The organism is Streptomyces eurythermus (assembly GCF_014649115.1).
GTDB lineage: Bacteria > Actinomycetota > Actinomycetes > Streptomycetales > Streptomycetaceae > Streptomyces > Streptomyces eurythermus.
Genome location: NZ_BMSK01000005.1, coordinates 1 through 24,431 on the forward strand (window position 1 = coordinate 1; position 24,431 = coordinate 24,431).

Sequence of the window (24,431 nt, forward strand, 5' to 3'; positions counted from 1 at the left end):
TACCGGGCCATCGCCGGCCTCGTCTCCGACCGCACCGCCAACACGTGAGCACGACTCCGATCAGGCAAACACGACTCCATCGCTATCACGCACCAGCTCGTTACAACTCGTGCTCGGTGCCCGCAGCTCCCAAGCTGAGAGCGCGAGTTCCATTCTCGTCACCCACTCCATGACAAACCCCCAGGTCAGAGACCCGGGGGTTGTTTGTTGTCTGGACCACTGTGCGGGCCGCGCACCACATCCGCACCACAAGCGGCGGCTAGCTGCCGGTGGGCTTCGCCTTGTGGTGCGCGCTCTTGTCGATGTGGTGCTTCGCACGTTCGGCGCGGACCATGTCGTCCAGGCCGGCGGCGACGTCACGCTGCCGCTCCTCGTCGGAGTGCTGGTAGATCAGCGCGGCCTTCTCGGAGGACTGACCGGCGCGGACCATCGTGTCCTTGAGCGTGGCGCCGGAGCGGGTCGAGAGCGTGTGTCCGGTGTGACGAAGGTCGTAGAAACAGAAGTCGTCGGGGAGACCGGCGGTGGCTCGGGCACGGCGCCAGTTCCGTCCGAAGGGGGTACGGCGGAAGGGCGCCCCCTTTTCGCCGACGAAGACCAGGCCGTCGGGGCCCTTCTCGGCGAACCACGCGAGGTGTTGCCTCAGCTCCTTGTGGAGGAAGGCCGGGAGTACGACGGGCCGGGAGCGTGCTTGCCGTTGGTGCGCTCCGACTCGGGCGGGCGAGGCGGAAAAAAATCGTGGCTCTTCGCGGCAACCTTTTCGGCCTCTCGGACCACTCAGTGCTGTCCGGCCAGGTGGTCCGGTCAGATGCACGGCTGAAAGAGAGCACAGGCATGCCCCTCGAACGAGAGCACAGAGATGTCCCCAGGCCGCCCATGTCAGCGGTGGTGTCAGACGCCGGCGGCCGCGCCCGCGGTGGTCGCCCGAAGCATCGTGGGCGTCGGTTGCTCGCGCGTCGGGGGTTCTGGGCGGGCCTGGCCATGGTGGTCGTGGCCGGGTCCGCCGTTGTGGTCAGCCAGGCCTCGGCGCAGCAGACCCTGGATCTGAAGAAGTGGTACGTCCTGGTCAACCGCGGCAGCGGCAAGGTGCTGGATGACCGCGGCTCCGCCACGAACGACGGCGCGGCGGTGGTGCAGTGGGCGCGCCACGGCGGGGCCAACCAGCAGTGGCGGTTCATCGACGCGGGTGACGGCTACTACCGGCTGCAGAACCGGAACTCCGGCAAGGTGCTGGACGACCTCGGCTGGTCGAAGACCGCCGGCTCCGCCATCGTGCAGTGGAAGGACCTGAACGGCACCAACCAGCAGTTCAAGCTGGCCAAGTCGTCGGACGGCCACGTACGTCTGGTCAATCGCTTCAGTGGTATGGCCGTCGGGGTCCACAGCTCCGCCAAGGCCGACGGGGTCAACGTGGTCCAGGACCGCGACCGGGGCGGCGCCGATCAGCAATGGCAACTCGTCCCGGCCGGGAGTGTCGACACGCGGCCGTCGTCCCCCACGCCCGGTCACTCCGGCTCGACGACGCGCTTCATGGGCAGCAGCAGGGTGCTCATCGGGGGCTCGATGACCGACGCCTCGGCGGCCGCGGCGCCGTTCGACATGCGCTACGCCTACGTGCACAGCCAGCCGGCGCCCTCGTCGGCCTACTATTCGGCGGCGCGCTGCCAGGACGGGTGGTCGAACTGGTGGGGCTGCTGGAATGGCAGCACCACGGCACCTGGCACGTACGTGACCTGGCGGGACACCGAGGTTGCCCACGCGACGTACAAGGGCCGCCCGCGTCCGCAGAAGATGCTCTGGACGTGGTACTCGTTGCGCGACCTCGGGGATCTGGCAGGCGAGGGGGACGGCCCGGGCGAGGTCAAGGCCATCAACAGGGCCGACCTGCTCACCCGGTACCTGAACGACTACCGTTTCTTCCTCCAGAAGATCGGCACGTCGCACGACGCGATCGACCTCGAGCCCGACTTCTGGGGCTACGTACGGTCGCTCGGTGATCCGCACCGCGTTGCCGCGCAGGTCTCAGCGGCGAATCCGACCGATTGCGGATCGCAGGAGAACAGCGCCGCCGGACTCTCCCGCTGCCTGATGTCGATGGTACGCAAGTACGCGCCGAACGCCGCCGTGGGAATGCACCTTTCCTGCTTCGACTGGCAGACCAGCACGCAGGCATGCGTCCAGGACTACGCAAAGCTCGGGGCACGGAACGCCGACTTCCTGGTCAGCGATGTGACGGACCGCGACGCCGGCTGGTACGCACAGCCGGCCCACGGCGGCCGTGACACCTTCTGGACCGACCAGAAGGCCACCGCCGCGCTGAAGTTCTACAAGACGATGGCCGAGTCCGTGGGCAAGCCGGTGGTCCTGTGGCAGATCCCCGTGGGCAACATGGCACAGAACAACACGCTCAACCATTACAAGGACGACAAGGTGGACTGGCTCTTCGCGCACATGGACCAGGTGGCGAACGCCCATGTCGCCGGCCTGTTCTTCGGGGCGGGGCAGCAGGAACAGACATCAGTGGAGTCCGATGGCGGAAACCTGGTCCGCAAGACGATCGCCTATGGCAACTCGGGCGGTACACCGCTCAAGTAGTCACTCGTCGTCGCGCGGCGCGACGGCTCCTTCGTCTGGAGCGTGTCAGCGCTGACCTTCGACGGCTCCGCGGAACCGCCCCTGCTCAAGCAGGCGGATCCCGCCGCCGTCATGCCCCCCGGCGGCGGCCTGGTCCTCGCCGGCGGGGAGTCCGCTCTGGACTACGGCATCGCCGAGATCGAATCGGGCGCCGACGGTCTGCCCCGGGTGCACCGGATCGTGGACCTTCCGGCCGTGCCCTTCGGGATCGAGTCGCTCGACCTGGGCGGCGGTGAGCTGATGACCTACGAGTCCGGCGACGGGGCGACGCACCTGTGCAGCCGCTCGCTGACCACGGCGGATGCTCCGACGGCGGGCACGCGCACGGACCGGGGGCAACCCAGAGGTGCGGCATCACGGCCCGGCGGAAAGATTCCTTCCCGATCACGGCAACCTTCCGCGGGGCCGGCGCCGACTGGCAGGTGACCGGGCCCCAGACCAAGGCCCGTTGCACCAGAAGGGCACGTCATTGCCAGATCAGAACCGTTCTCATCGCCGCCGGCCGGCGACCGGCCGCCGTCTGCTCGCCGCCGGCGCGCTTGTCGCCGCCGTGGGTGCCGCCGTACCGCTCGTCGCCCAGGCCGCCCGCACGCCGGATCACCCCACGCCGACCCTGGCCGGGGCGGCGGCCGGCAGCGGCCGATATTTCGGTACGGCCGTGGCTGCCGGGAGGCTCGGCGACTCGACGTACTCCACCGTTCTCGACCGGGAATTCGACATGGTCACCCCGGAGAACGAGATGAAGTGGGACACCGTCGAGCCCTCCCGCGGGAACTTCCGCTTCGGCCCGGCCGACACGATCGTCAGCCACGCCACGGCGCACGGCCAGCGGCTGCGCGGCCACACCCTGGTGTGGTACAAGCAGCTGCCTGACTGGCTGAAGTCCATCAACGACGCCGGCACCCTGCGCAGTGTGATGGACAACCACATCACGACCGAGATGGGCCACTACAAGGGCAGGATCTACGCCTGGGACGTGGTCAACGAGGCCTTCGCCGACGGCGGCAGCGGTCGGCACCGTGACTCCGTGTTCCAGAGCCTTCTGGGCGACGGCTTCATCGAGGAGGCGTTCCGCACCGCCCGGAAGGCCGACCCCGCGGCCAAGCTCTGCTACAACGACTACAACATCGAGAACTGGTCCGACGCCAAGACCCAGGGCGTCTACAAGATGGTCAAGGACTTCAAGTCCCGGGGCGTGCCCATCGACTGCGTCGGCTTCCAGAGCCACTTCGGCGCCGGCGGGCCGCCGGCGAGCTTCCGGACCACCCTGTCCCGCTTCGCCGCGCTCGGCGTGGACGTCCAGATCACCGAGCTCGACATCGCCCAGGCGTCCGCCACCGCGTACACCGACGCGGTCAAGGCATGCCTGGACGTCGCGCGCTGCACGGGCATCACGGTGTGGGGCATCCGCGACAGCGACTCGTGGCGCACCGGTGAGAACCCGCTGCTGTTCGACGGCAGCGGCAGGAAGAAGCCCGCCTACGACGCGGTGCTCACCGCTCTGGGCGGCGACGGCGGCGGCACGGCGGGCGGTGGCACGCCGGGTGGGGGCATCACCTCCGGCGCCGTCTACACGCTCTCCAACGCGGCCTCCGGACGCGTCCTCGACCAGCCCGCGGGCTACAACGGCAACGGCACCCCGCTCCAGGTGTGGGACGCCGCCGGTGCCGCCAACCAGCAGTGGCGGGCCGGCCGGAACGGCGACGGCTCCTACACGCTGACCAACGTCGCCAGCGGCCGGGTACTGGAAGAGCCGGGCAGCCAGACCGGCAACGGGACGAGGGCACGGATCTGGGACTCCACCGGCGGCGCCAACCAGCACTGGCGGGCCCACCGGAACAGCGACGGCTCCTACACGCTGACCAACGTCGCCGACGGCCGGGCACTGGAGATCCCCGGCGACCGGACCGCCAACGGCGCTCCCGTCCAGGTCCGGGACTCCGAGGGCGGCGCCCACCAGCACTGGAACTTCAGGGCGGCCGCGCTGTCGGGCGGCAGTACGTGCGCTCTTCCGTCGACGTACCGGTGGACGTCGACCGGTGCGCTGGCGCAGCCGGCGAACGGGTGGACCGCGCTGAAGGACTTCACCACCGTGACGTACAACGGAAAGCACCTGGTCTACGGCTCGAACGTGTCGGGCGGGACGTCGTACGGCTCCATGGCGTTCAGCCCCTTCACTAACTGGTCGGACATGGCCTCGGCCGGCCAGAAGGGGATGAGCCAGTCCGCGGTGGCGCCCACGCTGTTCTACTTCGCGCCGAAGAAGATCTGGGTGCTGGCCTCCCAGTGGAGTGGCGGCTGGCCCTTCAGCTACCGCACGTCGAGCGACCCGACCAACCCCAACGGCTGGTCCGCGCCGCAGCCGCTGTTCACCGGCAGCATCCCCCGCACCGACTCCCCCACCGGCCCGATCGACCAGACCCTGATCGCCGACGAGAAGAACATGTACCTGTTCTTCGCCGGTGACAACGGCAAGATCTACCGGGCGAGCATGCCGATCGGGAACTTCCCGGGCAGCTTCGGCTCCTCGTACACCACGGTAATGAGCGACACCGCGAAGAACCTGTTCGAGGCGCCGCAGGTCTACAAGGTCAAGGGCCAGAACCAGTACCTCATGATCGTCGAGGCCCGGGGCGCGAACGAGCAGCGCTACTTCCGCTCCTTCACCGCCACCAGCCTGAGCGGTTCCTGGACCCCGCAGGCCGCCACCGAGTCCAACCCCTTCGCGGGCAAGGCCAACAGCGGCGCCTCCTGGACCAACGACATCAGCCACGGCGACCTGGTCCGCGACAACCCCGACCAGACCATGACCATCGACCCCTGCAACCTCCAGCTCCTCTACCAGGGCAAGTCCCCCGGCACACCGACGGACACCCCCTACGACAAACTGCCGTACCGGCCGGGCGTCCTCACCCTGAAGCGCTGACCTGCCCGCTCCACTCCGAAGGGACCCCAGCCGCACACCGGCTGGGGTCCCTTCTTCCGCCAGGACGGGTCACCGTACTGAGGCCGCGTCCGTCGGGGCCGGCGTAGACGCTCCGCTGGTGGGCGTCGTCGTCGACGCGGAGCCAGGTGGTGCCCTTGCCGGTGGAGCGAAAGACGCCGGTGACGTCAAGCGCCGGCGTCCGCCCAACTGCTGGGCGCAGGCGGGCAGTCGGCCGCCGCCCGTTGTCAGTGCCGGTCGCTACCGTCGATTGCCGTGCCGAGGAACACCCGGCTTCGCCTGGGGGCGGGTCCGCCCCCTCTCACCGCCGAGGACCGCCCGTGACCTACGTACGCCCCCACTACCGCCGCGACGGCACCTTCGTCAAAGGCCACACCCGCCGCACCCGGCCGCGCACCGCACAGCCCCGTGCGACCACCCGACGCACTGCCCGGCAGCCCCGTCCGGAGCCCGCCGGACCGACCACGTACGTCCGTCCCCACCACCGCTCCGACGGTACCCGCGTGCGCGGGCACCACCGGTCCATCAGCCCACGCACCGTCACCGTGGCAGCGGGCTCCGGAGGCGGAGGTCTGCTGCTTCTCCTGTTGTTGCTGGCCCTGGCCGGCGGGCCGGGGACCGGTACGAAGGCACCGGCCGGCACGACGCCGTCGCCATCGGCCTCGATCGCTGCCACCCACCACCGGTAGACATCACCCTGTACGGCGCGGACCCGGCCTGTCCGCCGGGCTCCACGCGGCGAGTGCGCATCGGGCGCCTCGGACGGGCGTTTCAAAAATGGCATTACGGTCATCGCCGGGCGGGCTCCGGCTGGTAGGAGGCGAGGGCCCAGATCACGAACACGTCGACGGCCATGATGACGATCGACCACAGCGGCTGGTACGGCAGGAACAGGAACTGCGCGATCAGGCTCAGCGACGCCAGTGCGATGCCGACGGCGCGGGCCCAGGCGGCGCGGGTGAGGATGCCCCAGCCCGCGATGGCGGCGATGACGCCGAGGATCAGCAGGATCCAGCCCCAGCCGGTGAGGTTGACCTTGTAGACGTAGTCGCCGACGCGGGCGTAGACGTCGTCCTTGGCGATCGCGGAGATGCCCTGGAAGATCGCCAGAATGCCGTTGACGAGCAGCAGGACGCCGGCGAAGGTGGCGCCGCCGGCGGCCAGGGCGCTGTGTCCGGTGGGGGGCGTGCCGTAACCGCCGGACGGCGCTCCCGGGTGAGGCTGCGCGGTCATGGTCGCACTCCGTTCTCCCGTGGCGGGCGGCGTCCGGGCGGCCCGCCTCACGTGCTTCGACCTTCCGCTTCCCAGCGGCTCCCGGCCACAAGGGCTGAGCCGTTCGGGTGAGGGTGTGTGCTGGTGGCATCCGGAGTGATGGTGACGGGCCGGATCCCCGGGAGCGGCGCGCCGCCGAGGGCCGTGACCGTGCCGGACAACACGCTGCCGTAGAGCGTCACCACGCCCTTGTGACGGCGCTTCCCCGGAGCGGGGAGAGCCGGCACCTGATCGTCCGGCCCTTCACCCCGGCGGCCCGTCCCCGGCCCATGGCGGGACGATTCCCCGGCTCAGGGCGTGACAATGGCGAAGTCCGGGTCGGGGGCGGAGAGGTGGCCGAGCAGGTCGGTCAGGCGGCCGATGTCCCCGGTGACCGTGACGCCGTCCCGGCCCGCCAGCTCGTCCGGGGTGAGGGTGCCGAGCAGGACGGCCCGCAGATCGCACTCGGTGAGGGTGATCTCGGTGTCCGGTTCGCCCGCGTCCGGGCTCGCGCCCGTGACATGGGTGAGGACGCCGTTGCGCAGCCGCTGGGTGACCGGCTCGCCGCCGGTCACGTTCCAGCGCACGGTGATGTCCGCGTCCCAGCTGCGGGGGCCGTCCACCCGGATGGCGAGGGCGTCGAAGAGCTGCTCCAGGGACAGGGCCGCCAGCACGTCGGGCGAGGCGGTGACCGTCGGTGTGCCGACCGAGCCGTGGCGCAGCTCCAGCGCGCCCATGAGGTAGAAGTTCCGCCAGGTGCCGTTCTCGCTGCCGTAGCCGAGCTGTTCCAGCGCGTCGGCCTGGAGCGCGCGGGCCTCGGCGTTGTCCGGGTCGGCGAAGACGACATGGTTCACGACCTGCGCGACCCAGCGGAAGTCACCGGCGGCGAAGGACTGCCGCGCCCGGCGCAGGAGCTCGTCGGCTCCGCCCATGAACTCCACGTACCGCTTCGCGGACGCCACCGGCGGGTGCTCCCACAGGTGCGCCGGGTTGCCGTCGAACCAGCCCAGGTAACGCTGGTAGACGGCTTTGGTGTTGTGGCTGACCGAGCCGTAGTAGCCGTGGGTGTGCCAGGCCCGCTCCAGCGCGGGAGGCAGCCTCATCTCCTCGGCGATCTCCAGGCCGGTCAGCCCCTGGTTGAGCATGCGTACGGTCTGGTCGTGGAGGTAGGCGTACAGGTCGCGCTGCTCGCTCAGGAACGTCAGCACGCGGTCGCGGCTCCAGGTCGGCCAGTGGTGCGAGGCGAACGCCACGTCGCTCGACCCCGCGAACAGGGTGATGGCCTCGGTGAGGTAGCGGGCCCACACGCGCGGGTCGCGGACCTCCGCTCCGCGCAGGGTGAGCAGATTGTGCAGGTTGTGGGTGGCGTTCTCCGCCATGCACAGCGCCGCGTGGTCCGGGAAGTGGATGTTCAGCTCCGCCGGTGCCTCGGTGCCCGGGGTGAGCTGGAAGACCATCCGGATGCCGTCCACGGTCTCCGTCTGCCCGGTGCGGGTGATGTCCGCCGTCGGCGGGATCAGGCCGACCGCGCCGGTGGACGTGGTCTGCCCGAGGCCCGCGCCGATCTGCCCGCGGCCGCCCTTCGGCAGGGCGGCACCGTACATGTAGGCGGCGCGCCGGCTCATGGCCGTACCGGCGTAGACGTTCTCGCTGACCGCGTGCTCCAGGAAACCCCGCGGGGCGAACACCGGTACGCCGCCGGCGACGTCCTCGTCCGTGACGACGCCCCGGACGCCGCCGAAGTGGTCCACGTGGCTGTGGGTGTACAGCACGGCGCTCACCGGGCGCCCGCCCCGGTGGGAGCGGTAGAGGGCCAGGCCCGCCGCCGCGGTCTCGGCGCAGATCAGCGGGTCGATGACGAGGACGCCGCGCTCCCCCTCCACGATCGTCATGTTCGACAGGTCGAAGCCGCGCACCTGGTAGATGCCCTCGGTCACCTCGAACAGCCCGTGGTCGGCGACGAGCCGGCTCTGCCGCCACAGGCTCGGATTGGCCGTCTCCGGGCAGTCCTGCTCCAGGAAGCCGTACGCGCCCAGGTCCCACACCGCGCGCCCGTCCCGGTCCCGGATCACGCTCTCCCCCGCCGTGCCCAGGAAACCGCGCCGCGCGTCCTCGAGATCCCGCGTGTCATCGAAGGCGAACCGCTCCCGCACGGCCGCGTTGGCCTCCGCGACCCGGCGCTCGGCGGGCTTGGCGTCGGTGGTCTGCGTCATGTCGGTCCCCTCGCGGACTACGTGGGAGGGCCGACGACACGAGCGCGCGGCCGGTACCACCCTCACCGGGCTTGTCGGCCCGCACTACTGGATGTACTCCGTTCGGGGGCACCGCGACCGGCGGACCAGGCCCGTAGGCGCGCCGCGACTTGCCGCACGGTCCGGATCAGGGAGACCCCCGTACCGGGTCGGCCGACCTCGACCTATCGAATAAGATATCAATGATGACATCAAAGATATCAAAGCGGAGGTAGCCGATGAGCCGTACCGTGATCGACCTCGACGACCAACTCGTCGCAGACGTCGCCAAGGCCCTGGGCACCAGCACCAAGAAGGAGACGGTGAACACCGCGCTGCGCGAGGTGCTGGAGACCCGGCGGCGGGCCCTGGCCCTCACCCGCCTGCGGGCTTCGGCAGGAGAGGGAGCCTTCGACCTCGACCTCTTCGAGGACAAGGGGAACTACCGCCGGTGAACGCCGCGCAGTACCTGATCGACACCAGTGCGCTCGCCCGCATGCTGCACGGCGACGCCGAGCAGTACGGGTGGGACCAGGCGGCAGCCGCCGGGCTCATCGCGACCTGCTCCATCACCGAGCTGGAGTTCTTCTACAGCGCGCGTTCCGCTGCCGACCGCGCGCGAGGTATCGAAGACCTCCGTCTGCTTTTCGGCTGGGTGCCGGTCGACGACCGCGCCTACGACCGCGCCTGGCGGGTCCAGGAGATCCTCACCCAGCGCGGACAGCACCGCAGCGCCGGAGCCGTCGACCTCGTGGTAGCCGCCACGGCCGAGTTGCAGGGCCTCACTCTGCTGCACCGCGACCGGGACTTCGAGTGCATCGCCGCCGTCACCGGCCAGGCCCTCCAGTGGTACGGCCCCGAAGCGGGCAAATGAACCAGGGGCAGGCGTCGGCCTCCGTCGTGTCGTCGAAGCCATGACCTGGCCGCTCGTACGCCTGGAGGCGGTCGGACCGGGTGGGTGGCGGTGCCGCGCGGTTGAGTACGGGTACTCATGCGGGGCCCGCGCCGGTCGCGGCAGCGTGCTTCCATGACCGACATCACGGCCCCGGAACGCCGGCGCCCCTGGGCGCGTCGTACACGCCTGGGCGTGGACCTCGCCTTCGCCGTCCCGTTGTTCCTGCTGGAGGCCGGGTGGCTCGCGCTGGACGCGGTGTACGGCTATGGCCTCGACGTATGGGCCGCGCAAGGCGCGCAATGGCAAATCGACGCGGCCGGTCTCGCGTACATGGGGCGCATACGGGCACTGTTGATCACCGCTCTCGTCCTGGCGGTGCTCGCGGCGATCTCCCGTGCCCGCTGGACCGTGATCGCGCACCTGCTGGTCGCTCTCCTGGCGGGCGGAGCGCTGACGGCCGCGCAGCACGACTGGGATCAGCGCCACGCCCCGCCGCCCGGGTGCGTCCGCTACAGCGCGAACTGCTGAGCCCGCCGGGGCCGCTCCCGCCCTGTCGGCGGAGCCAGGTGGCGCCCTTGTCGGTGGAGCGGAAGACGCCGGTGACGTTCTTGACGGTGCCGATCAGGTACAGGGCCTGGTAGGAGGCGCCGGGCGCGGGCTTGCCGAAGCCGAGGGCCGAGGCGGACCTCACCGTGGTGAGCGTGGTGAAGGTGCGGCCGCCGTCGGTGGAGTGCAGCAGCCCCTTGGCACCGCCGGCGATCCACCAGGTCTCCGGCGATGCCGGGGACGGCCGTGAGCCGGCCGTCGGTGCCGGCGTAGAGGGTGCCGCCGGACAGCGAGTAGAACGTCCTGGCCGAGGAGCGGTCGGCGACGACCACGGCGCCAACCCCCGGGGCCGCTGACCTTCTGCCGGCTCGCGCCCTTGTCGGTCGAGCGGTACGGGGCCTGGCCGTCCTCGGTCCAGACGATGGCGGAACCGTCCGCCTCCACCGCGACATGGCCGTCCTGGGCGCCGGGCACCGGCTCCGCCCGGAAGCCGGTCCAGCTGCCGCCGCCGTCGGTGGAGTAGGCGCCGTCCTGCGCGCCGCCCCGGCCGACACGGGCCATCATCATGGGCTTGGCCTGCGCGAAGTCGATGGGCGGAACCCGCCCTGGTCGCCCATGGCGGTGACGACGGTCGCGCCGCCGGGCGGGGCGACCGCGTCCATCAGCGAGGTCTCCTCCAGCCCCCGGGCCCCCGCGGTCCAGTGGCTCGTACCGCCGCTGTCGGTGGCGGTGGCGTCCTCGCGTGCCGTTCACCTGCGAAACACGGAACCCCGGCCGGGGGCACCGGCCGGGCTCCGGCTACAGGTGGTCACAGGCGCCGCAAAGGTTGCCGCGGCGGGTCAACACAGGTACCGGTGCGGGACGTGAGGCGGCCCCGTTCGGGGGACAAAGCGGCTGGACCGCCTTTTCCTGGGCATCGCTGGGACTGACCGTACCGGTTACCCGACAGAAGGAAACCTGTGTCTCTTCGTTCCGTCACGGCGGCCGTCGGTGCCGCCTGCAGTGCCCTCGTCCTGCTGCTGACCGCCCCGGGTTCGGCCTCCGCCGCGACCGGCCAGTTCCGCTACACCTACACCACCGACGAGGGATACGACGCCGTCGGCTTCCTGAACAACCCGCCCAGCCGCGTGTGCGTCAACCTGCCCACGCCCGCCGCCGGACCCGGCGCGGTGTCGCGGGCTCCGAAGAACCTCACGGACTCCACCGCCACCGTCTTCCTCGACGCCGACTGCGAAGGCGACACCTACTACACCCTGCGGCCGGGCGGAGGCGCGTCCGATCGCCTGCTGCTGCGCTCCGTCGTCTTCTCCTGGACAGCCCTTCCACGAGTGATCACCGGCCGGCCGGCCGCGCGTCCGGACCGCGGTGACCGCCGCGGCGCCGGCCGTCCGACGGTGATCCGGAACACGGGTGACATGAGGTGGTTGTTATCGGGTAGGCGCGCTGCTGAGGGCCGGCCCACCGGGGGCGGGCGTGGATGGCAGGGAGGGCCTGGGATGACGACGGCACTCGTCGGGACGGCGACCGACTCCGGTACGGAGCTGCCCGAGATCGTGGATCCGCAGAAGGTCGCACCCCAGGACGCCCGTGAGCTGACCAAGACGTTCCTGGACCGGCTCGCCGTGCTCGAGGAGGGCACGCCCGAGTACCAGTACGCGCGCAACACGCTCATCGAGATGAACATGTCGCTGGTGCGCTTCGCCGCCCGCCGCTTCCGCAACAGCGGCCAGGACATGGAGGACGTCGTCCAGGTCGGCACGATCGGCCTGATCAAGGCGATCGACCGGTTCGAGATCTCCCGTGACGTGCAGTTCACCAGCTTCGCGGTGCCGTACATCGTCGGTGAGATCAAGCGGTTCTTCCGGGACACCTCCTGGTCCGTCCACGTGCCGCGGCGGCTGCAGGAGGCCCGTACCGAACTCGCCAAGGCGAGCGAGGAGTTGCGCAGCCGGCTGGGGCGGGCCCCGAAGGTGTCGGAGCTGGCCGCCCTGATGAACCTCACGGAGGAGCAGGTCGTCGAGGTCCAGATCGCGGCGAACGGCTACAACTCCGCCTCCCTCGACGCCGCGATCACCGGTGACGCCGAGGAGGGCGAGGCGGCCCTCTCCGAGTTCATCGGCGAGGAGGACACCGCGCTGGAACTCGTCGAGGACTTCCACGCCCTCGCCCCGCTCGTCGCCGGGCTGGACGAGCGGGAGCGGCGGATCCTGCACCTGAGGTTCGTGGAGGAGCGGACCCAGGCGGAGATCGGCAAGGAACTGGGCGTCTCGCAGATGCACGTCTCCCGGCTCATCTCCCGCATCGTGGCGCGACTGCGCTCGGGGATGCTCGCCACCGGGTGAGCCCGCCGCACCTCCGCGGCGGCCGGCGTACCACCGTCACGGAGGACTCGCGCCGGTCCACCGGGCGGCGGCGCTGAACCGACTCGCACCTGACGCGTCCGAGGATGGGCCGGCCGTCGTCCCCGCCGGTCCGCCGCCGCGCGCCCGGCGGTCGCCCGGTCCGCGCGGTCGCCGGACCTCGTCGGCGTCCTGGAGTGGCCTGCGCGCATCACGACCGACCGCCGCATTCGCGTACCGCCGCCTCCTGGTCACGTCCCCGCCCGTGGGAAGCGGGCGGTTCTGCCCGAGTCCCCACGATGCCCCACCGGAGGTGGTTGTACGGCGGCTCGCCGGGTACCGCGTGTGGATGTGGGTGGTATCGGCATGGGCAGGCCATTACTGAAAGCGATGTGTTCGTGACTCGTCTCGGCGGCATCGGGGACGACCGGCCGAACGGACCGGGGGACGATCTCCTGGCCGTCGCGCGGGGGATCGCCGATGCCGTGGACGCTCTGGCGACCCTGTGGGCGGTGGCCGCCCAGGGCGCGAGTCTGCGGTTGTCGCCGCACCAGTTGCGGGCCCTGCGGATCCTGGAGGCCGAGCCGGGGCTCAATCTCACCGCGCTGGCCGAGGGCATGGAGATCGGTCCGCCGACCGCCAGCCGGCTGTGCGACCGGCTGGAGGCGGCGGGCCTGCTGGAACGGCTGCTGCATCCGCACAAGCGGCGTGAGGTGCAGCTCGTCCTCACGGGGCGCGGCCGGCAGGTGCTGAGCGAGGTGGCCGAGCGCAGAGCGCAGGCGCTCGCCGCGGTCCTCGCCGGCATGGACCCCGCCGCGCGGGAGGCGCTGAGCCGGGGTATGCGGGCCTTCCTGACCGCTCAGGGCGGTACGGGCACGCGGACCGACGGGCCGCTCCCCTGACCGTGGTGCCCTTGACCGGTTCCCGGCGGCCAACCCTCTTCTCCGGGCACCGGGTTGTCCCGGACCGCGCTCAGGGCGTTCCCGTACGGGGCGACGGCACTCCGGATACCCAGTCGGTGATGGTGACGGTGGTGCCCCGGCCGGGGTGGCTGTCGAGGACGAATTCCTGGACGAGCCGTCTGGCGCCGCTCAGGCCCAGACCGAGGCCGTCGCCCGAGGTGTAGCCGTCGGTCATCGCCAGGTCGATGTCGCGGATGCCGGGGCCGGCGTCGACGAAGGACAGCCGCAGGCCGCGCCGGACGCCGCACTCCTCCAGCCGGATGATCTCCATGTGCCCGCCGCCGCCGTGGACGAGGGTGTTGCGGGCGAGTTCGCTGACGGCGGTCACCAGCTTCGTCTGTTGTACGAGGCCGAATCCGAGGTCGGCCGCGATCCGGCGCACGTGCTGACGCACCTGGGCCAGATCCGCGTCCGAGCCGATGGGCAGGCAGGTGGCCGAGACGGGTGGGGCGTGCATCACGCACCCTCTTCCGGGTGGACGGATGGGATGGCCGAGGAGCCGTGGTCCGGGAGGGACAGGGCTCTGCCGATGTCCGGTGCGGGGCGCGTCCCGGCCAGGACGGTACGGGTGGCCGGGGCGTCACCGGTGGCCGGCAGGCACGCGGTGCCGGCGGTACCGGCCAGGACACGGCCGGGAAAGGAGTCGGCGATCTCAGCCGGGACACGACCGGGCATGAAGTCGATGGTCTCGGCCGGGACGCGACCGCGAAAGGGGTCGACGGTCCCGGCCAGGGCCCGACCGGGGAGGCAGCCGGCGGTCGCCGCGCCGTAGGTCCCGGTCACGGCACCGCCGGCGGGCGCCGGGCCGGCGGCGGCGCGCCCGGCGATGTCGTGCCGAAGGTGTCCGGCCGCCCCGTCGTACGGCTCTCCCCGCGAGGTGACCGGCAGGCCCTCGCCCAGCACCGGGGCCGGCACCGGACCCTGACGGATGGCGGACAGGCCGGTCACCGCGGGCCCGCTCCCGCGCGCGGAGGTGGGGAGACGACGATGCCCTGCCCGGTGAGCGCGTACGCCAGGGCGTCGGCGAGGCCGGCCCGGGTGGTGATCGTCCCGAGGTCGATGCCGAGGTGGACGATGGTCTGCGCGATGGCCGGGCGGATGCCGGAGACGATGCACTCCGCGCCCATCAGCCGGGCCGCGGCGACCGTCTTCATCAGGTGCTGGGCCACGAACGTGTCGACGGTCGGTACGCCGGTGATGTCGAGGATGGCGTACCGGGCCCGCTGGTCCACGATCGCCTCCAGCAGGCTCTCCATCACGACCTGGGTGCGCGCGCTGTCCAGGGTGCCGATCAGCGGTACGGCGACGACGCCCTCCCACAGCTCGATGACGGGGGTGGCCATCTCCAGCAGCTGCTGCCGCTGCCGGGCGATCAGTTCCCCGCCGGCGCCGACGGTGGTCTCCATGACCACCAGCCGGAGCGTGCCCATCAGGACCGTCAGCGCGAGCGCGCACGCGTGCGTGTGTTCGCCGGCGGCGTCCTCGAGGTCGGCCCGCAGCAGTGCGACGGCCGGTTCGCGCAGTCCGGCCACCTCGCCCGCGATCCGGGACGGGCCGAGTCCCGCCCGGGAGCGGGCGGCGGCCATGCGGCCGAGCTGTTCCCTGACGGCCGCGAAGCCCGGGGCGCCGGAATCCTCCAGCCGCCCGGTGCGGGCCACCTCGGCCAGGGCGTCCAGCACGGCCTTGCCCGCCTCGACCGCCTCGTCCCGGGAGACGGTGAAGACCGTGCGGAACAGCGCGGTGTCCGCCCACCGCTGGGCGATCTGCTCGCGGCGCCGTTCCAGGAAGGCGCCCAGTTCCCGGGCCACCTCGGGTGTCGTGTCGTACTCGGCCACCTTCATCGTCTCCCTGCTGTGCGCGTCCCCGACCGGCCGACGGCAAGCCATCCGGCAATTATTGCCACGCGGCAAGCATCGGGCGGAAGGTGTACGGAGGCCAACACGCGATCGTCACAATCGGGCGGACCCACCGCTCACGAACCGCCGGCCGGCCTGCCGTGCCAGTCCAGGCACACGACCAGCGCGTCGTCGTCGGGGGCGGGCTTTCCGCGGTGGCCGGTCAGCTCCCGCAGGATCGCGCGCGGCACCTCCGCGGCGGGCAGCAGCCGGGTGGACTGGATCGCCCGGATCAGGGCCGCGTCCCCGTACGCCTCCCCCTTCGGGGAGGCCACGGCGTGCACCCCGTCGCTGACGAAGACGAGCCGGTCACCGGGCCGGACGCGGAAGTCCTGGGCCACGTAGTCGGTCTCCTCGAACATGCCCAACGGCAGCTGCGCGTCGAAGGTGACGGCCTCCACGGTGCCGTCCCGCAGCCGCAGCAGCCGGGGCGAGCCCGCGTCCACGACACTGGCCCGGCCGGTGGCCAGGTCGAAGTCGAACATCAGCACGGACAGATAGCAGCGGCCCCGGTAGTGGGCGTAGACGGCCTGGTCCGCGAGCGCCGCCTGGTCCGCGATGGAGATACCGGCGCGCCGGGCGTTGCGCAGCGCGTTGATGGCCAGGTTCGTCAGCAGCGACGCCTCTATGCCCTCGCCCATGCCGTTGGTGACGTAGAGCATCAGGTGGTCGGCGGTGGCGGACCAGTCGAAGTTGTCGCCGAAGATGGCGTAGGCGGGCTCCAGTTGCGCCCCCAGCTCGTACTCGGGGCGGGAGCAGGAGCGGCCGGGCAGCAACTGCCACTGCATCTCGGCAGCCAGCGTGAGCCGGTCCTTGCGGCGCGCCCGCAGATACAGGTCGGTGTCGCGTTCGGCCACGATCACCTCGTGGCCCAGCACATCGGCGAGGTCGGCCAGTTCCGCCTCGTAGCGGCGGACGGCCTCGCCGCCGGGCAGGGTCACGGACAGCACGCCGAGCCGGTCGCCGCGCACACTGACCGGGAGGTGCAGCCGTGCCCGCCCGTCGCGCCGGTCCTCGCAGTACGGCCGCTGGGAGCCGAAGGCGCGGCCGGCCGGGCCGTTGTGCACGGGCAGTGGCTCCAGGGTGTGCGGGGGGACCGACACCGGCTGGAGCACGCTCAGGCCGTAGTCGGCCAGGAACAGCTCGACGTCCTCCGCGCCGTACTGCTCCACCAGTACGGCGCGGGTGGCGTCCAGCAGCGCGTCGGGAGCCGCCGTACGCAGGGCGCGTTCAGCGGCCACGAATCTGTTCATGAGGGAGTAATCACCAATCTTTCGCCGGACGACGTACGTGTCTCACCCACGAGGCCGGTCTCCCGCGCGGGCCGCGTCGGGCCCCTCGGGGCACCTGGGGCGGGCGCACGTGCCTAGTACGCTGAGAGGCGCCCCAGTGCCTGCGAGAGTGTGACCGTGACTGCCTTCCGCCGCCGCCCAGAGCCCGACGAGGTCGCGCGTGTGACCACCACGGCCGTCGAGCTGCTGGAGGTCGTGTGGGGCCGCGCCTCGACCGCGCCCACCTCCGCGTCCCAACTGCGCGTGCTGCACGTCCTGGAGCACCACGACGGCATCAACCTGCGCACGCTCGCCGAGTCACTGGCGTCCACCCCGCCGTCCACCAGCAGGCTGTGCGACCGGCTCCAGGCCGCCGGTTTCGTCGAGCGGGTGGCGAGCCCGGAGGACAGGCGCGAGGTGCGGCTGCACCTCAGCGGCCGGGGGCGCGCCTTCCTCGCCGACCTGCGGTCCCGCAGGGAGGGGGAGTTGCGGAAGGTGCTGGCGGATATGCCCGCGGCCAAGCGGATCGCGCTGCTGGAGGGGCTGGAAGCGTTCTGCGCCACGGCGGCGGCGCAGATACTCGACGACGCACCGGACTCGGACAGCCGGACCGCCTGAAACACCGTTCGCGGCACCGGTGCCACCGTTGCCTCTCGGCGACGGCGGCCGGCGCACGGAGCGACCTCCCTCCACCGGAGCATTCCAGGTCCTTCCCCGCGCACGTCGACACGGTTACTTTGTTGCCTCACGGCTATTGTTGTCAAACGGCAACAGTGCGCCTGACAGCCCTTTCCACGACGCTGATACCCCGTGAGGGCCCGTTCTGCCGGTGGTTGTGCGCCATGTCTCCGAAAGAGGGGTACGACGCATGTCCGGAGCCATCGCGGGAAACCGCGAACCCGCGATGCGGCCCGGTGTTCCGGTTCCTTCCCGGCGTCAGGCGGCGTCGGCCGACCGCCGGGCGGTACGTGCCCGGGTGCCGGCCGCCTGCCCGCCTCCCCGGATCAGGCGCAGGTGCCGGGCGGCGCCATGACGGGCGGCGCCGTGGCGCGGGGGCCGCGGCGGACGCGTCAGCCAGTCCTCGACCCGGTCCATGCCGTACAGCAGCAGTCCCACGACCGGCAGCAACAGGCACGCGACGATGGCCATGCTCGGGCTCCTTCCCGGCAGACAGCCCTGGACGGGTGCCCACACGGGAGGCGGCTACGGGGCGCTCGTGTGAACATGCTGTGCCCTTGCCGCCGGGCCGGGGCCCCGAGGGGCCGGTGCCGGGCACGCGGGTACGCGGGTCAGACGCGCCGGGCGTGATGGGCGTGCCGGGCGTGGTGGGCCGGCCGTTGCGCCGGAGCCGTGCCGCGCAGCCGGTGGGCCGCGGACAGCACCAGCGCACCGGTGACGAGGGCGCAGCCGCCGATGACCTCGGCGACCACGGTCGCGCCGGCGTCCGGCCGGGCCCAGAGCAGCACACCGGCGACGACCGAGGCGGCACCGGCCAGGAACAGCGCCCACTCGTGGCGCAGTTCGCGCCGGAAGCGGACCGCCGCCCAGATCTCCGCCACGCCGGTCGACACGGCCCACGCGCCGATCAGCGTGCCGAGCGCGAAGGCGGTGACCCCGGGCCAGGCGATGGCGACCAGGCCGGCCGCGATGCCCAGGACGCCCCCGGCTGCGTGCGCCGCGCGATGCGTCGCGTCCCCCTCCCGGCGGCAGGAGCCGGTCAGCAGGGCGAGACCGTCCACGAGCGCGTAGAGACCGAACAGCAGGGCCAGGGCCGGCGCGGTCACCGCCGGCCACACCAGCGCCACCACACCGAACAGCAAGGCCGCCGAGCCTCGCGCGACCAGCATCCCCGTCAGTTGCCGCCGCAACACCCACACCCCTTCACGCTCGCCGGACAGATCAGCCACGCGTACCCCGGTGCTGCCGGCGGACGCCGGCCGACCACTCGGCATCACCCGCAACGGCGTATGTGGGCTTCGTCTCCCTCACGGGTCCCGGCGGGCCCGCGAGGGTTCCGTCCGCCGGTGACGGCAGGGGCCGCGTACCGGCCCGTCGCAGGAGGTCACAGCGCCGGGGGCGGAAGCGGCCGGGGGTAATACCGCGCCGCTGCGAACCAATATCTGTGGTGGCAACGTAAGAAATCGACGCGGCGCGCGATAAATATTCCCACGGCCACAGGCGGGACGGAATTACGCACCCCGCATGACCTGCGCCGACGTGCTAGTGTCGTCATCAGTTGCAGGTGTGGTTGCCAGAAGGTTTTTCCGACGGTTGATCATCACGGCGACACGGAATACGCACAGGGCGTATTCCCGACACCGTCTCCGAAGGAGAAATAAAATGGCTACTGGCACCGTGAAGTGGTTCAACGCGGAAAAGGGCTTCGGCTTCATCGAGCAGGACGGCGGCGGCCCCGACGTCTTCGCCCACTACTCGAACATCGCCACCCAGGGCTTCCGCGAGCTGCTGGAAGGCCAGAAGGTGTCCTTCGACATCGCTCAGGGCCAGAAGGGCCCGACGGCCGAGAACATCATTCCCGCCTGACCCTCGGGACTGACGCGTACTTCACAGCTGGGGCCCGCACCTTGGGGTGCGGGCCCCGGCTCGCTTTATTACCAGGGTGATTCGACCCTGTCATTTTCGGCCCGTTCTCGCGATTCTCTGCGCCGCTCGTACTGCCGCGGAAACTCCTTGATACGCGCCCGCATCGAGGAAGGTTCCGCATGAACCGCACCCGTACCAATCGCACCCGCACCACCGGAACCGGCCGTGGCTACGACCGTTTCGGCGGCAGTGGCACCGCCGGCCGCTCCGGCGGCCCGCGCCGCTCCGGCGGTCAGGGAAACCGGCGGCCCGCGCAGGGCGAGTTCGCGCCGCCGAAGACGGTCACACCGGCGCTGCCCGCCGTCGAGGCGTTCGCCGATCTCGCCATGCCGGCGCCGCTGCTGGCCACGCTCGCCAAGGAAGGCGTGACCGTACCGTTCCCGATCCAGGCGGCGACCCTGCCGAACTCCCTGGCCGGCCGTGACGTACTCGGTCGTGGCCGTACCGGCTCGGGCAAGACCCTCGCCTTCGGCCTCGCGGCACTGGCCCGTACGGCGGGCCGGCGGGCCGAGCCGCGCCGGCCGCTGGCGCTGGTCCTGGTCCCCACCCGGGAGCTGGCCCAGCAGGTCACCGACGCGCTCGCGTCCTACGCGCGCTCCGTGGGCCTGCGGCTCGCCACCGTCGTCGGCGGGATGTCCATCGGCCGGCAGGCCGGTGCGCTGCGGACCGGCGCGGAGGTGGTCGTCGCGACGCCCGGCCGGCTCAAGGACCTCATCGACCGGGGCGACTGCCGGCTGGACGACGTCGCCGTGACCGTCCTCGACGAGGCCGACCAGATGACCGACATGGGCTTCATGCCCCAGGTCACCGCCCTGCTCGACCAGGTCCGCCCCGACGGCCAGCGGCTGCTGTTCTCGGCCACCCTGGACCGCAACGTCGATCTGCTCGTCCGCCGCTATCTGACCGACCCGGTGGTGCACTCCGTCGACCCGTCGGCCGGTGCCGTCACCACGATGGAGCACCACGTACTCCACGTGCACGAGACGGACAAGCACCGCACCACCACCGAGATCGCGGCCCGCGACGGCCGGGTGATCATGTTCCTGGACACCAAGCACGCGGTGGACCGGCTGACCAAGCACCTGCTGAACAGCGGTGTCCGCGCCGCGGCCCTGCACGGCGGCCGCTCCCAGCCGCAGCGCACCCGGACCCTGGCCCAGTTCAAGGACGGTCACGTCACCGTGCTGGTGGCCACCAACGTCGCGGCCCGCGGCATCCACGTCGACAGCCTCGACCTGGTCGTCAACGTGGACCCGCCCAGCGACCCCAAGGACTACCTGCACCGCGGCGGCCGTACGGCCCGCGCCGGCGAGTCCGGCAGCGTCGTCACCCTGGTGACCCCCGGCCAGCGCCGCGGCATGACCCGGCTGATGGCCTCGGCCGGCATCACCCCGCAGGTCACCCCGGTCCGCTCGGGCGAGGCGGAGCTGACCCGCATCACCGGCGCCCAGGCACCCTCCGGCGTCCCGGTGGTCATCACCGCGCCGGTCGTGGAACGCCCCCGCCGCACGTCGTCGCCGTCCCGGAACCGCAGGGGCGGCGGCGGCCAGGGCCGGCCCGCCGGCGCGGGAACGCGCCGCAGGGCACAGCGGCGGCCCGGCAACGACTCGGCCGCCTAACCCGGCACCGCCCCGGACGTCCTCTCGGTCTCCGGGGCCACCAGGCCCCCGGGCCGTCCCGCCGCCACCGAAGGAGACACCCTTGACGCCAGCACGGACGCAGCACCGCATGCCGGACCCCGCCCCCGTGACCGCGGACGGGGACGTCGAAGGGCACGGGCCCCGGGTGTGGGACGACATGACCGTCGAGGTGGCGCTGGCCGTCATGGCGGGCGCCCGGGTCGAGTACCTGACCGTGTGCGACGAGGACGACCGGAGCACGGGCCTGATCACCCGGGTCCGGCTCGCCGTGCTCCGCGACAGCTCCGCGTACACCGACCGGATCCGGCTGCGGGACGTCCTCGACGGATCGCTGCCCGAGCCCTGTGTCCGCCCCGGTGACGCCGGTGAGTACGGCCGGGCTCCGGGCGTACTCGCCCTCTCGCGCTGATCCGCCCGGCCGGACCGCGCCCTTCTCTCCCCCGACTTCTCCCCTGTGAGGCATCATGCGCTGTGTCATCGCCCGGTACCCGTTCGACCTGACCAGAATCGGGGTGCTGGAGTCGATGAAGGACGTCAAGCCCGAGGCCGTCACGGGCGCGTCCGTGACCATCGGGCGCCGTCGCTACCCCGTCAAGCAGGTCGGCCGGGTCCTCACCCGGCAGGACCCGCGTGACTTCAGCGCCGGCGAGGTCACCCGGGCCATGACGCGCCTGGGCTTCACCTGCCACGACGCGCCCGGGGCCGCACCCGTGGACGCGGGCGTGGCCGGACCCGACGCGCTGCGGACCGCGTCGGCACTGCTCGGCGGGCCCGGTTCCGTGGCCGTATGACGACGGGCGGGAAACCGCCCTCAGGATCCCGGTGGGGGCTCTTCCGACAGATGTCGGAAGGGCCCCCATCGCTGTGTCACCGGTCGGAGTAGCTGAGGTCGCCCACGGACCAGGCGCTGACGTCCTTGATGGCGACCCGGTACATGCCTCCCGTCTCCGGGATGCCGAGGCTGCCCTGGAGGATGCGGGCGAGGTGGAAGTGCAGATGCGTGGGCGCCTCGTCACGGCCGGGCCCGGACCCGCGTGGGTCACGGGAGAAGACGCCCGCGAAGGGACCGAGCCGGTCGGAGTCCTTCAGGACCTCCGCCACCCGCTCCCGCCATACGGCCTCGGGAGCCAACCGGCCGGTGATCACGGCGCCGCCGACGACCACGGTCAGCGACATCTGATTGCTTCGCTCGGACTCCACCGCGGCGGAGATGGCGACGAGCAGCTCATCAGGGTTCGACATGACAGCAGAGCTTATGCGGCCCGGCCGCCCCCGCACCGCCCGCGGGGCATGAAGTGTTCGCACCGGCGACCGGACGCGGCTCCCGGCCCACCTGCGAGGAGACAACCACGTCAGGATTCATCTGCCGCCGAACGAGTGAAATCTAGTCTTGTCGCAGTAGATTTTTGTCGCCGACAGGGGTACGGTTTCTCTCGTAGACATGGTCCAGCGAGACCCGCCAGACACGAACTGGCGGGTGGCGGCCGTAGCGTCCCGGACGCACGTGGAGAGGCCGCCGACAGCAGTACCGGTTCGTTCAGTGGATTGGTCCGAGAGGAACGGAAGGAGCTGACGCCATCAGGATCGCCCGGTCCGAGGGGTACTCGGCCCGGGTACCGCAAGACCCCGGAATGGATGGTGGTCCCCGGTCACGCAGCTGCGATCCCCCGCTCCGCCCTGCCGGGCCGGGTAGCGGAAACAGAAGGTCGGCACAGCAGTAGGGCCGACAGATGGTGTTGAATTTCCTTCGGGGCCCTGGTGCCGTACGGCATCAGGGCCCCTCGACGCGTTGCACAGCGAGGTGACATGACATCGGACAACCCTCTGAATGATCGTCTGGACGACGACGACTACCCCGCGTACACCATGGGCCGGGCAGCCGAGATGCTCGGTACCACCCCGGCATTCCTGCGGGCCATCGGTGAGGCTCGGCTGATCACTCCGCTCCGCTCGGAAGGAGGACACCGCCGGTACTCCCGCTACCAACTGCGGATCGCCGCCCGCGCCCGCGAGCTCGTCGACAGAGGGACCCCGATCGAGGCCGCGTGCCGCATCGTCATCCTCGAGGACCAGCTCGAGGAAGCGCAGCGCATCAACGCCGAGTACCGCCGTGCCGCCGGCGAATCGGCGGGCCGTCCCGGCCCCGGCTGACCCCTGCGGACCCGCCCGCCCCGCGATGTGGAAGCGCGCCGATCAGGGCCGTTGCCGTAGGTGGCCGGCGTCCTGGCGGGTGGTGAGTTTCGGGTGGTCGGTGTCCGGGAGCCAGTCGCGGCCCGGTGTGTACTCCAGCCAGCGGCGGGCGCGGCCGGCCTCCGCGAAGCCGCGCAGCAGGGTGTCGAGCAACGGGTGACGGGAGGTCTCCCGCCAGGCCAGCGACCACGCGTACAGCGGTGTCGGCCCGACCAGCGGTACGCAGCGCAGGCCGGCGTGGTCCGGCAGGGGCGCGTCGGCGGGGAAGACGGTGAAGCCCTCGGGGTCGGTGCGCAGCTGCCGCAGCAGATGGTCCAGGCCCAGATTGGGGCCGTCGTGCCGCCGCCCGATGCGGAACTCGTCGGCGAAGCGGCGCAGGAAGTCCAGGCGGTCCAGTTCGGCCGGGCACCACAGGACGCTGTCGCGCAGGTCGGCCGGCCGCAGCGCGCGGGCGCCGGCCAGCGGGTGGGACGGGCCCACCACCGCGTCGACGGGCTCCAGCCGCACCAGGCGCTGGGTGAGCCTCGCGTCCCGGCCGTCGGGCAGCGGGTGCACCCGGCCGAACCCCAGATCCGTGTCGCCGCGCAGCAGGGACCGCGCGACCGCCGGCCAGTCCCGTCCCGGGCCCGGCTCCCAGCGCACCCCGCCGAGCGCGACCGCCGCCTCGGCGACCGTGCGCATCGGCGCGTACAGATGGCCCCACGTGTCGATCCGTACGACCGGTCCGGCGCCCGTCACCGCCGCGAGCGCCCGCTCGCCCGCCGTGAGCGCCTCACGCGCGGCCGGCAGGAACCGCTCGCCCGCCGCGCTCAGCCGGATGCCGCCCTGGCGCTCGAACAACCGCACGCCGAGCAGTTCCTCCAGCCGCGCGATGCGCTTGGACAGGGCCTGCTGGCTGGTGCTCAGCTCCTCGGCGGCCCGCCCGAAGTGCAGCGTCCCGGCGGCCGCGGCAAAGGCGCGGACCAGAGTGAGATCGAGGTCCATGCCGCCGACCCTAGGCGACAACCACGCGTTGTCGCCGGGGCGGACCGG

General features: G+C 71.7%; 24 protein-coding genes and 2 pseudogenes. 14 read left to right on the forward strand and 12 right to left on the reverse strand.

Annotated features, from left to right (window positions below; translation table 11 throughout):
- Positions 1 to 259 precede the first annotated feature (259 nt).
- A pseudogene (locus IE251_RS10235) lies at positions 260 to 682 on the reverse strand (site-specific integrase); the annotation flags it as partial.
- 191 nt (positions 683 to 873) lie between these two features.
- On the opposite strand from IE251_RS10235, the gene IE251_RS10240 reads away from it, so the two are divergent.
- From IE251_RS10240 to IE251_RS10250, 3 genes are all read left to right on the forward strand, one after another.
- Positions 874 to 2,592: an RICIN domain-containing protein gene (locus tag IE251_RS10240; RefSeq protein WP_373301980.1), complete on the forward strand. Its 1,719-nt coding sequence runs from the start codon at positions 874 to 876 to the stop codon at positions 2,590 to 2,592.
- Positions 2,593 to 2,634: 42 nt separating this feature from the next.
- On the forward strand, positions 2,635 to 3,057 hold the full coding sequence (locus IE251_RS10245) for a hypothetical protein (protein WP_189752601.1): 423 nt from the start codon (positions 2,635 to 2,637) through the stop codon (positions 3,055 to 3,057).
- A 94-nt stretch (positions 3,058 to 3,151) separates the two neighbouring features.
- Positions 3,152 to 5,557: a non-reducing end alpha-L-arabinofuranosidase family hydrolase gene (locus IE251_RS10250; RefSeq protein WP_189752917.1), complete on the forward strand. Its 2,406-nt coding sequence runs from the start codon at positions 3,152 to 3,154 to the stop codon at positions 5,555 to 5,557.
- A gap of 807 nt (positions 5,558 to 6,364) precedes the next feature.
- Here IE251_RS10250 and IE251_RS10255 read toward each other — a convergent pair.
- Together IE251_RS10255 and IE251_RS10260 are read right to left on the reverse strand one after the other, a co-directional pair.
- Positions 6,365 to 6,808: a DUF7144 family membrane protein gene (locus tag IE251_RS10255; RefSeq protein WP_189752602.1), complete on the reverse strand. Its 444-nt coding sequence runs from the start codon at positions 6,806 to 6,808 to the stop codon at positions 6,365 to 6,367.
- Positions 6,809 to 7,137: 329 nt separating this feature from the next.
- The gene (locus IE251_RS10260) at positions 7,138 to 9,039 is read right to left on the reverse strand and encodes an alkyl/aryl-sulfatase (protein WP_189752603.1); all 1,902 of its coding nucleotides are present in this window, start codon (positions 9,037 to 9,039) and stop codon (positions 7,138 to 7,140) included.
- A 257-nt stretch (positions 9,040 to 9,296) separates the two neighbouring features.
- Here IE251_RS10260 and IE251_RS10265 point away from each other — a divergent pair, with 257 nt between their 5' ends.
- The 3 genes from IE251_RS10265 to IE251_RS10275 all read left to right on the forward strand — a co-directional run bounded on the left by IE251_RS10265 (position 9,297) and on the right by IE251_RS10275 (position 10,480).
- Positions 9,297 to 9,512, forward strand: a complete 216-nt coding sequence (locus IE251_RS10265) for a type II toxin-antitoxin system VapB family antitoxin (protein WP_189752604.1) — start codon at positions 9,297 to 9,299, stop codon at positions 9,510 to 9,512.
- On the forward strand, positions 9,509 to 9,931 hold the full coding sequence (locus tag IE251_RS10270) for a PIN domain nuclease (RefSeq protein ID WP_189752605.1): 423 nt from the start codon (positions 9,509 to 9,511) through the stop codon (positions 9,929 to 9,931). Before IE251_RS10265 ends, IE251_RS10270 begins: the two co-directional genes overlap by 4 nt.
- A gap of 153 nt (positions 9,932 to 10,084) precedes the next feature.
- A complete protein-coding gene (locus IE251_RS10275; RefSeq protein WP_229896684.1) occupies positions 10,085 to 10,480 on the forward strand; it encodes a DUF6234 family protein in 396 nt (131 codons plus the stop codon).
- A gap of 28 nt (positions 10,481 to 10,508) precedes the next feature.
- On the opposite strand, the pseudogene IE251_RS40890 reads toward IE251_RS10275, so the two are convergent.
- A pseudogene (locus IE251_RS40890) lies at positions 10,509 to 11,238 on the reverse strand (beta propeller repeat protein); the annotation flags it as partial.
- Between the two features lie 756 nt (positions 11,239 to 11,994).
- Between IE251_RS40890 and IE251_RS10280 the strand changes: the two are divergent.
- Together IE251_RS10280 and IE251_RS10285 are read left to right on the forward strand one after the other, a co-directional pair.
- Positions 11,995 to 12,840: an RNA polymerase sigma factor SigF gene (locus IE251_RS10280; protein ID WP_189752919.1), complete on the forward strand. Its 846-nt coding sequence runs from the start codon at positions 11,995 to 11,997 to the stop codon at positions 12,838 to 12,840.
- Positions 12,841 to 13,235: 395 nt separating this feature from the next.
- Positions 13,236 to 13,739 (forward strand): MarR family winged helix-turn-helix transcriptional regulator, encoded by a 504-nt coding sequence (locus IE251_RS10285; protein ID WP_189752920.1) that lies wholly within the window; start codon positions 13,236 to 13,238, stop codon positions 13,737 to 13,739.
- Positions 13,740 to 13,809: 70 nt separating this feature from the next.
- On the opposite strand, the gene IE251_RS10290 is transcribed toward IE251_RS10285, so the two are convergent.
- From IE251_RS10290 to IE251_RS10305, 4 genes are all read right to left on the reverse strand, one after another.
- Positions 13,810 to 14,256, reverse strand: coding sequence for an anti-sigma regulatory factor (locus IE251_RS10290; protein WP_189752606.1), 447 nt, complete (start codon positions 14,254 to 14,256; stop codon positions 13,810 to 13,812).
- A complete protein-coding gene (locus IE251_RS10295; protein ID WP_189752607.1) occupies positions 14,256 to 14,747 on the reverse strand; it encodes a hypothetical protein in 492 nt (163 codons plus the stop codon). The genes IE251_RS10290 and IE251_RS10295 overlap by 1 nt, the downstream gene beginning before the upstream one ends.
- The gene (locus IE251_RS10300; protein WP_189752921.1) at positions 14,744 to 15,640 is read right to left on the reverse strand and encodes an STAS domain-containing protein; all 897 of its coding nucleotides are present in this window, start codon (positions 15,638 to 15,640) and stop codon (positions 14,744 to 14,746) included. The genes IE251_RS10295 and IE251_RS10300 overlap by 4 nt, the downstream gene beginning before the upstream one ends.
- A gap of 131 nt (positions 15,641 to 15,771) precedes the next feature.
- On the reverse strand, positions 15,772 to 16,947 hold the full coding sequence (locus IE251_RS10305) for a PP2C family protein-serine/threonine phosphatase (RefSeq protein ID WP_189752608.1): 1,176 nt from the start codon (positions 16,945 to 16,947) through the stop codon (positions 15,772 to 15,774).
- A 150-nt stretch (positions 16,948 to 17,097) separates the two neighbouring features.
- On the opposite strand from IE251_RS10305, the gene IE251_RS10310 reads away from it, so the two are divergent.
- Complete coding sequence (locus IE251_RS10310) at positions 17,098 to 17,583, forward strand: MarR family transcriptional regulator (RefSeq protein WP_229896685.1); 486 nt, start codon at positions 17,098 to 17,100, stop codon at positions 17,581 to 17,583.
- Between the two features lie 318 nt (positions 17,584 to 17,901).
- Here IE251_RS10310 and IE251_RS10315 read toward each other — a convergent pair whose 3' ends face one another.
- Both IE251_RS10315 and IE251_RS10320 read right to left on the reverse strand, forming a co-directional pair.
- Positions 17,902 to 18,114 (reverse strand): hypothetical protein, encoded by a 213-nt coding sequence (locus tag IE251_RS10315; protein WP_189752609.1) that lies wholly within the window; start codon positions 18,112 to 18,114, stop codon positions 17,902 to 17,904.
- A gap of 140 nt (positions 18,115 to 18,254) precedes the next feature.
- Positions 18,255 to 18,872: an HdeD family acid-resistance protein gene (locus tag IE251_RS10320; RefSeq protein WP_229896686.1), complete on the reverse strand. Its 618-nt coding sequence runs from the start codon at positions 18,870 to 18,872 to the stop codon at positions 18,255 to 18,257.
- A gap of 433 nt (positions 18,873 to 19,305) precedes the next feature.
- On the opposite strand from IE251_RS10320, the gene IE251_RS10325 reads away from it, so the two are divergent.
- The 4 genes from IE251_RS10325 (at position 19,306) to IE251_RS10340 (ending at position 22,000) form a co-directional block, all read left to right on the forward strand.
- Entirely contained in the window at positions 19,306 to 19,509 is a 204-nt protein-coding gene (locus IE251_RS10325) for a cold-shock protein (RefSeq protein ID WP_030790686.1), read from the forward strand.
- Between the two features lie 179 nt (positions 19,510 to 19,688).
- Positions 19,689 to 21,188, forward strand: coding sequence for a DEAD/DEAH box helicase (locus tag IE251_RS10330; RefSeq protein ID WP_189752610.1), 1,500 nt, complete (start codon positions 19,689 to 19,691; stop codon positions 21,186 to 21,188).
- Positions 21,189 to 21,297: 109 nt separating this feature from the next.
- Entirely contained in the window at positions 21,298 to 21,618 is a 321-nt protein-coding gene (locus IE251_RS10335) for a CBS domain-containing protein (protein WP_189752924.1), read from the forward strand.
- Positions 21,619 to 21,673: 55 nt separating this feature from the next.
- On the forward strand, positions 21,674 to 22,000 hold the full coding sequence (locus tag IE251_RS10340) for an SCO5918 family protein (protein WP_189752611.1): 327 nt from the start codon (positions 21,674 to 21,676) through the stop codon (positions 21,998 to 22,000).
- Positions 22,001 to 22,076: 76 nt separating this feature from the next.
- Here the strand turns inward: IE251_RS10340 and IE251_RS10345 are convergent, their stop codons facing one another.
- The gene (locus IE251_RS10345) at positions 22,077 to 22,451 is read right to left on the reverse strand and encodes a GvpU-like protein (RefSeq protein WP_189752612.1); all 375 of its coding nucleotides are present in this window, start codon (positions 22,449 to 22,451) and stop codon (positions 22,077 to 22,079) included.
- Between the two features lie 564 nt (positions 22,452 to 23,015).
- Here IE251_RS10345 and IE251_RS10350 point away from each other — a divergent pair.
- Complete coding sequence (locus IE251_RS10350) at positions 23,016 to 23,360, forward strand: helix-turn-helix domain-containing protein (protein WP_189752613.1); 345 nt, start codon at positions 23,016 to 23,018, stop codon at positions 23,358 to 23,360.
- Positions 23,361 to 23,402: 42 nt separating this feature from the next.
- On the opposite strand, the gene IE251_RS10355 is transcribed toward IE251_RS10350, so the two are convergent.
- Complete coding sequence (locus IE251_RS10355; RefSeq protein ID WP_189752614.1) at positions 23,403 to 24,383, reverse strand: LysR family transcriptional regulator; 981 nt, start codon at positions 24,381 to 24,383, stop codon at positions 23,403 to 23,405.
- Between the last annotated feature and the right edge of the window lie 48 nt (positions 24,384 to 24,431).

What these genes read in the sequence shown, in the direction of transcription:
- IE251_RS10240 (WP_373301980.1), top strand. Translation starts at nt 874, where the DNA reads ATGTCAGCGGTGGTGTCAGACGCCGGCGGCCGCGCCCGCGGTGGTCGC.
- IE251_RS10355 (WP_189752614.1), bottom strand. Translation starts at nt 24,383, where the DNA reads ATGGACCTCGATCTCACTCTGGTCCGCGCCTTTGCCGCGGCCGCCGGG.
- IE251_RS10275 (WP_229896684.1), top strand. Translation starts at nt 10,085, where the DNA reads ATGACCGACATCACGGCCCCGGAACGCCGGCGCCCCTGGGCGCGTCGT.
- IE251_RS10260 (WP_189752603.1), bottom strand. Translation starts at nt 9,039, where the DNA reads ATGACGCAGACCACCGACGCCAAGCCCGCCGAGCGCCGGGTCGCGGAG.
- IE251_RS10255 (WP_189752602.1), bottom strand. Translation starts at nt 6,808, where the DNA reads ATGACCGCGCAGCCTCACCCGGGAGCGCCGTCCGGCGGTTACGGCACG.
- IE251_RS10280 (WP_189752919.1), top strand. Translation starts at nt 11,995, where the DNA reads ATGACGACGGCACTCGTCGGGACGGCGACCGACTCCGGTACGGAGCTG.
- IE251_RS10335 (WP_189752924.1), top strand. Translation starts at nt 21,298, where the DNA reads ATGCCGGACCCCGCCCCCGTGACCGCGGACGGGGACGTCGAAGGGCAC.
- IE251_RS10330 (WP_189752610.1), top strand. Translation starts at nt 19,689, where the DNA reads ATGAACCGCACCCGTACCAATCGCACCCGCACCACCGGAACCGGCCGT.
- IE251_RS10290 (WP_189752606.1), bottom strand. Translation starts at nt 14,256, where the DNA reads ATGCACGCCCCACCCGTCTCGGCCACCTGCCTGCCCATCGGCTCGGAC.
- IE251_RS10350 (WP_189752613.1), top strand. Translation starts at nt 23,016, where the DNA reads ATGACATCGGACAACCCTCTGAATGATCGTCTGGACGACGACGACTAC.
- IE251_RS10325 (WP_030790686.1), top strand. Translation starts at nt 19,306, where the DNA reads ATGGCTACTGGCACCGTGAAGTGGTTCAACGCGGAAAAGGGCTTCGGC.
- IE251_RS10340 (WP_189752611.1), top strand. Translation starts at nt 21,674, where the DNA reads ATGCGCTGTGTCATCGCCCGGTACCCGTTCGACCTGACCAGAATCGGG.
- IE251_RS10315 (WP_189752609.1), bottom strand. Translation starts at nt 18,114, where the DNA reads ATGGCCATCGTCGCGTGCCTGTTGCTGCCGGTCGTGGGACTGCTGCTG.
- IE251_RS10305 (WP_189752608.1), bottom strand. Translation starts at nt 16,947, where the DNA reads ATGAACAGATTCGTGGCCGCTGAACGCGCCCTGCGTACGGCGGCTCCC.
- IE251_RS10265 (WP_189752604.1), top strand. Translation starts at nt 9,297, where the DNA reads ATGAGCCGTACCGTGATCGACCTCGACGACCAACTCGTCGCAGACGTC.
- IE251_RS10300 (WP_189752921.1), bottom strand. Translation starts at nt 15,640, where the DNA reads ATGAAGGTGGCCGAGTACGACACGACACCCGAGGTGGCCCGGGAACTG.
- IE251_RS10345 (WP_189752612.1), bottom strand. Translation starts at nt 22,451, where the DNA reads ATGTCGAACCCTGATGAGCTGCTCGTCGCCATCTCCGCCGCGGTGGAG.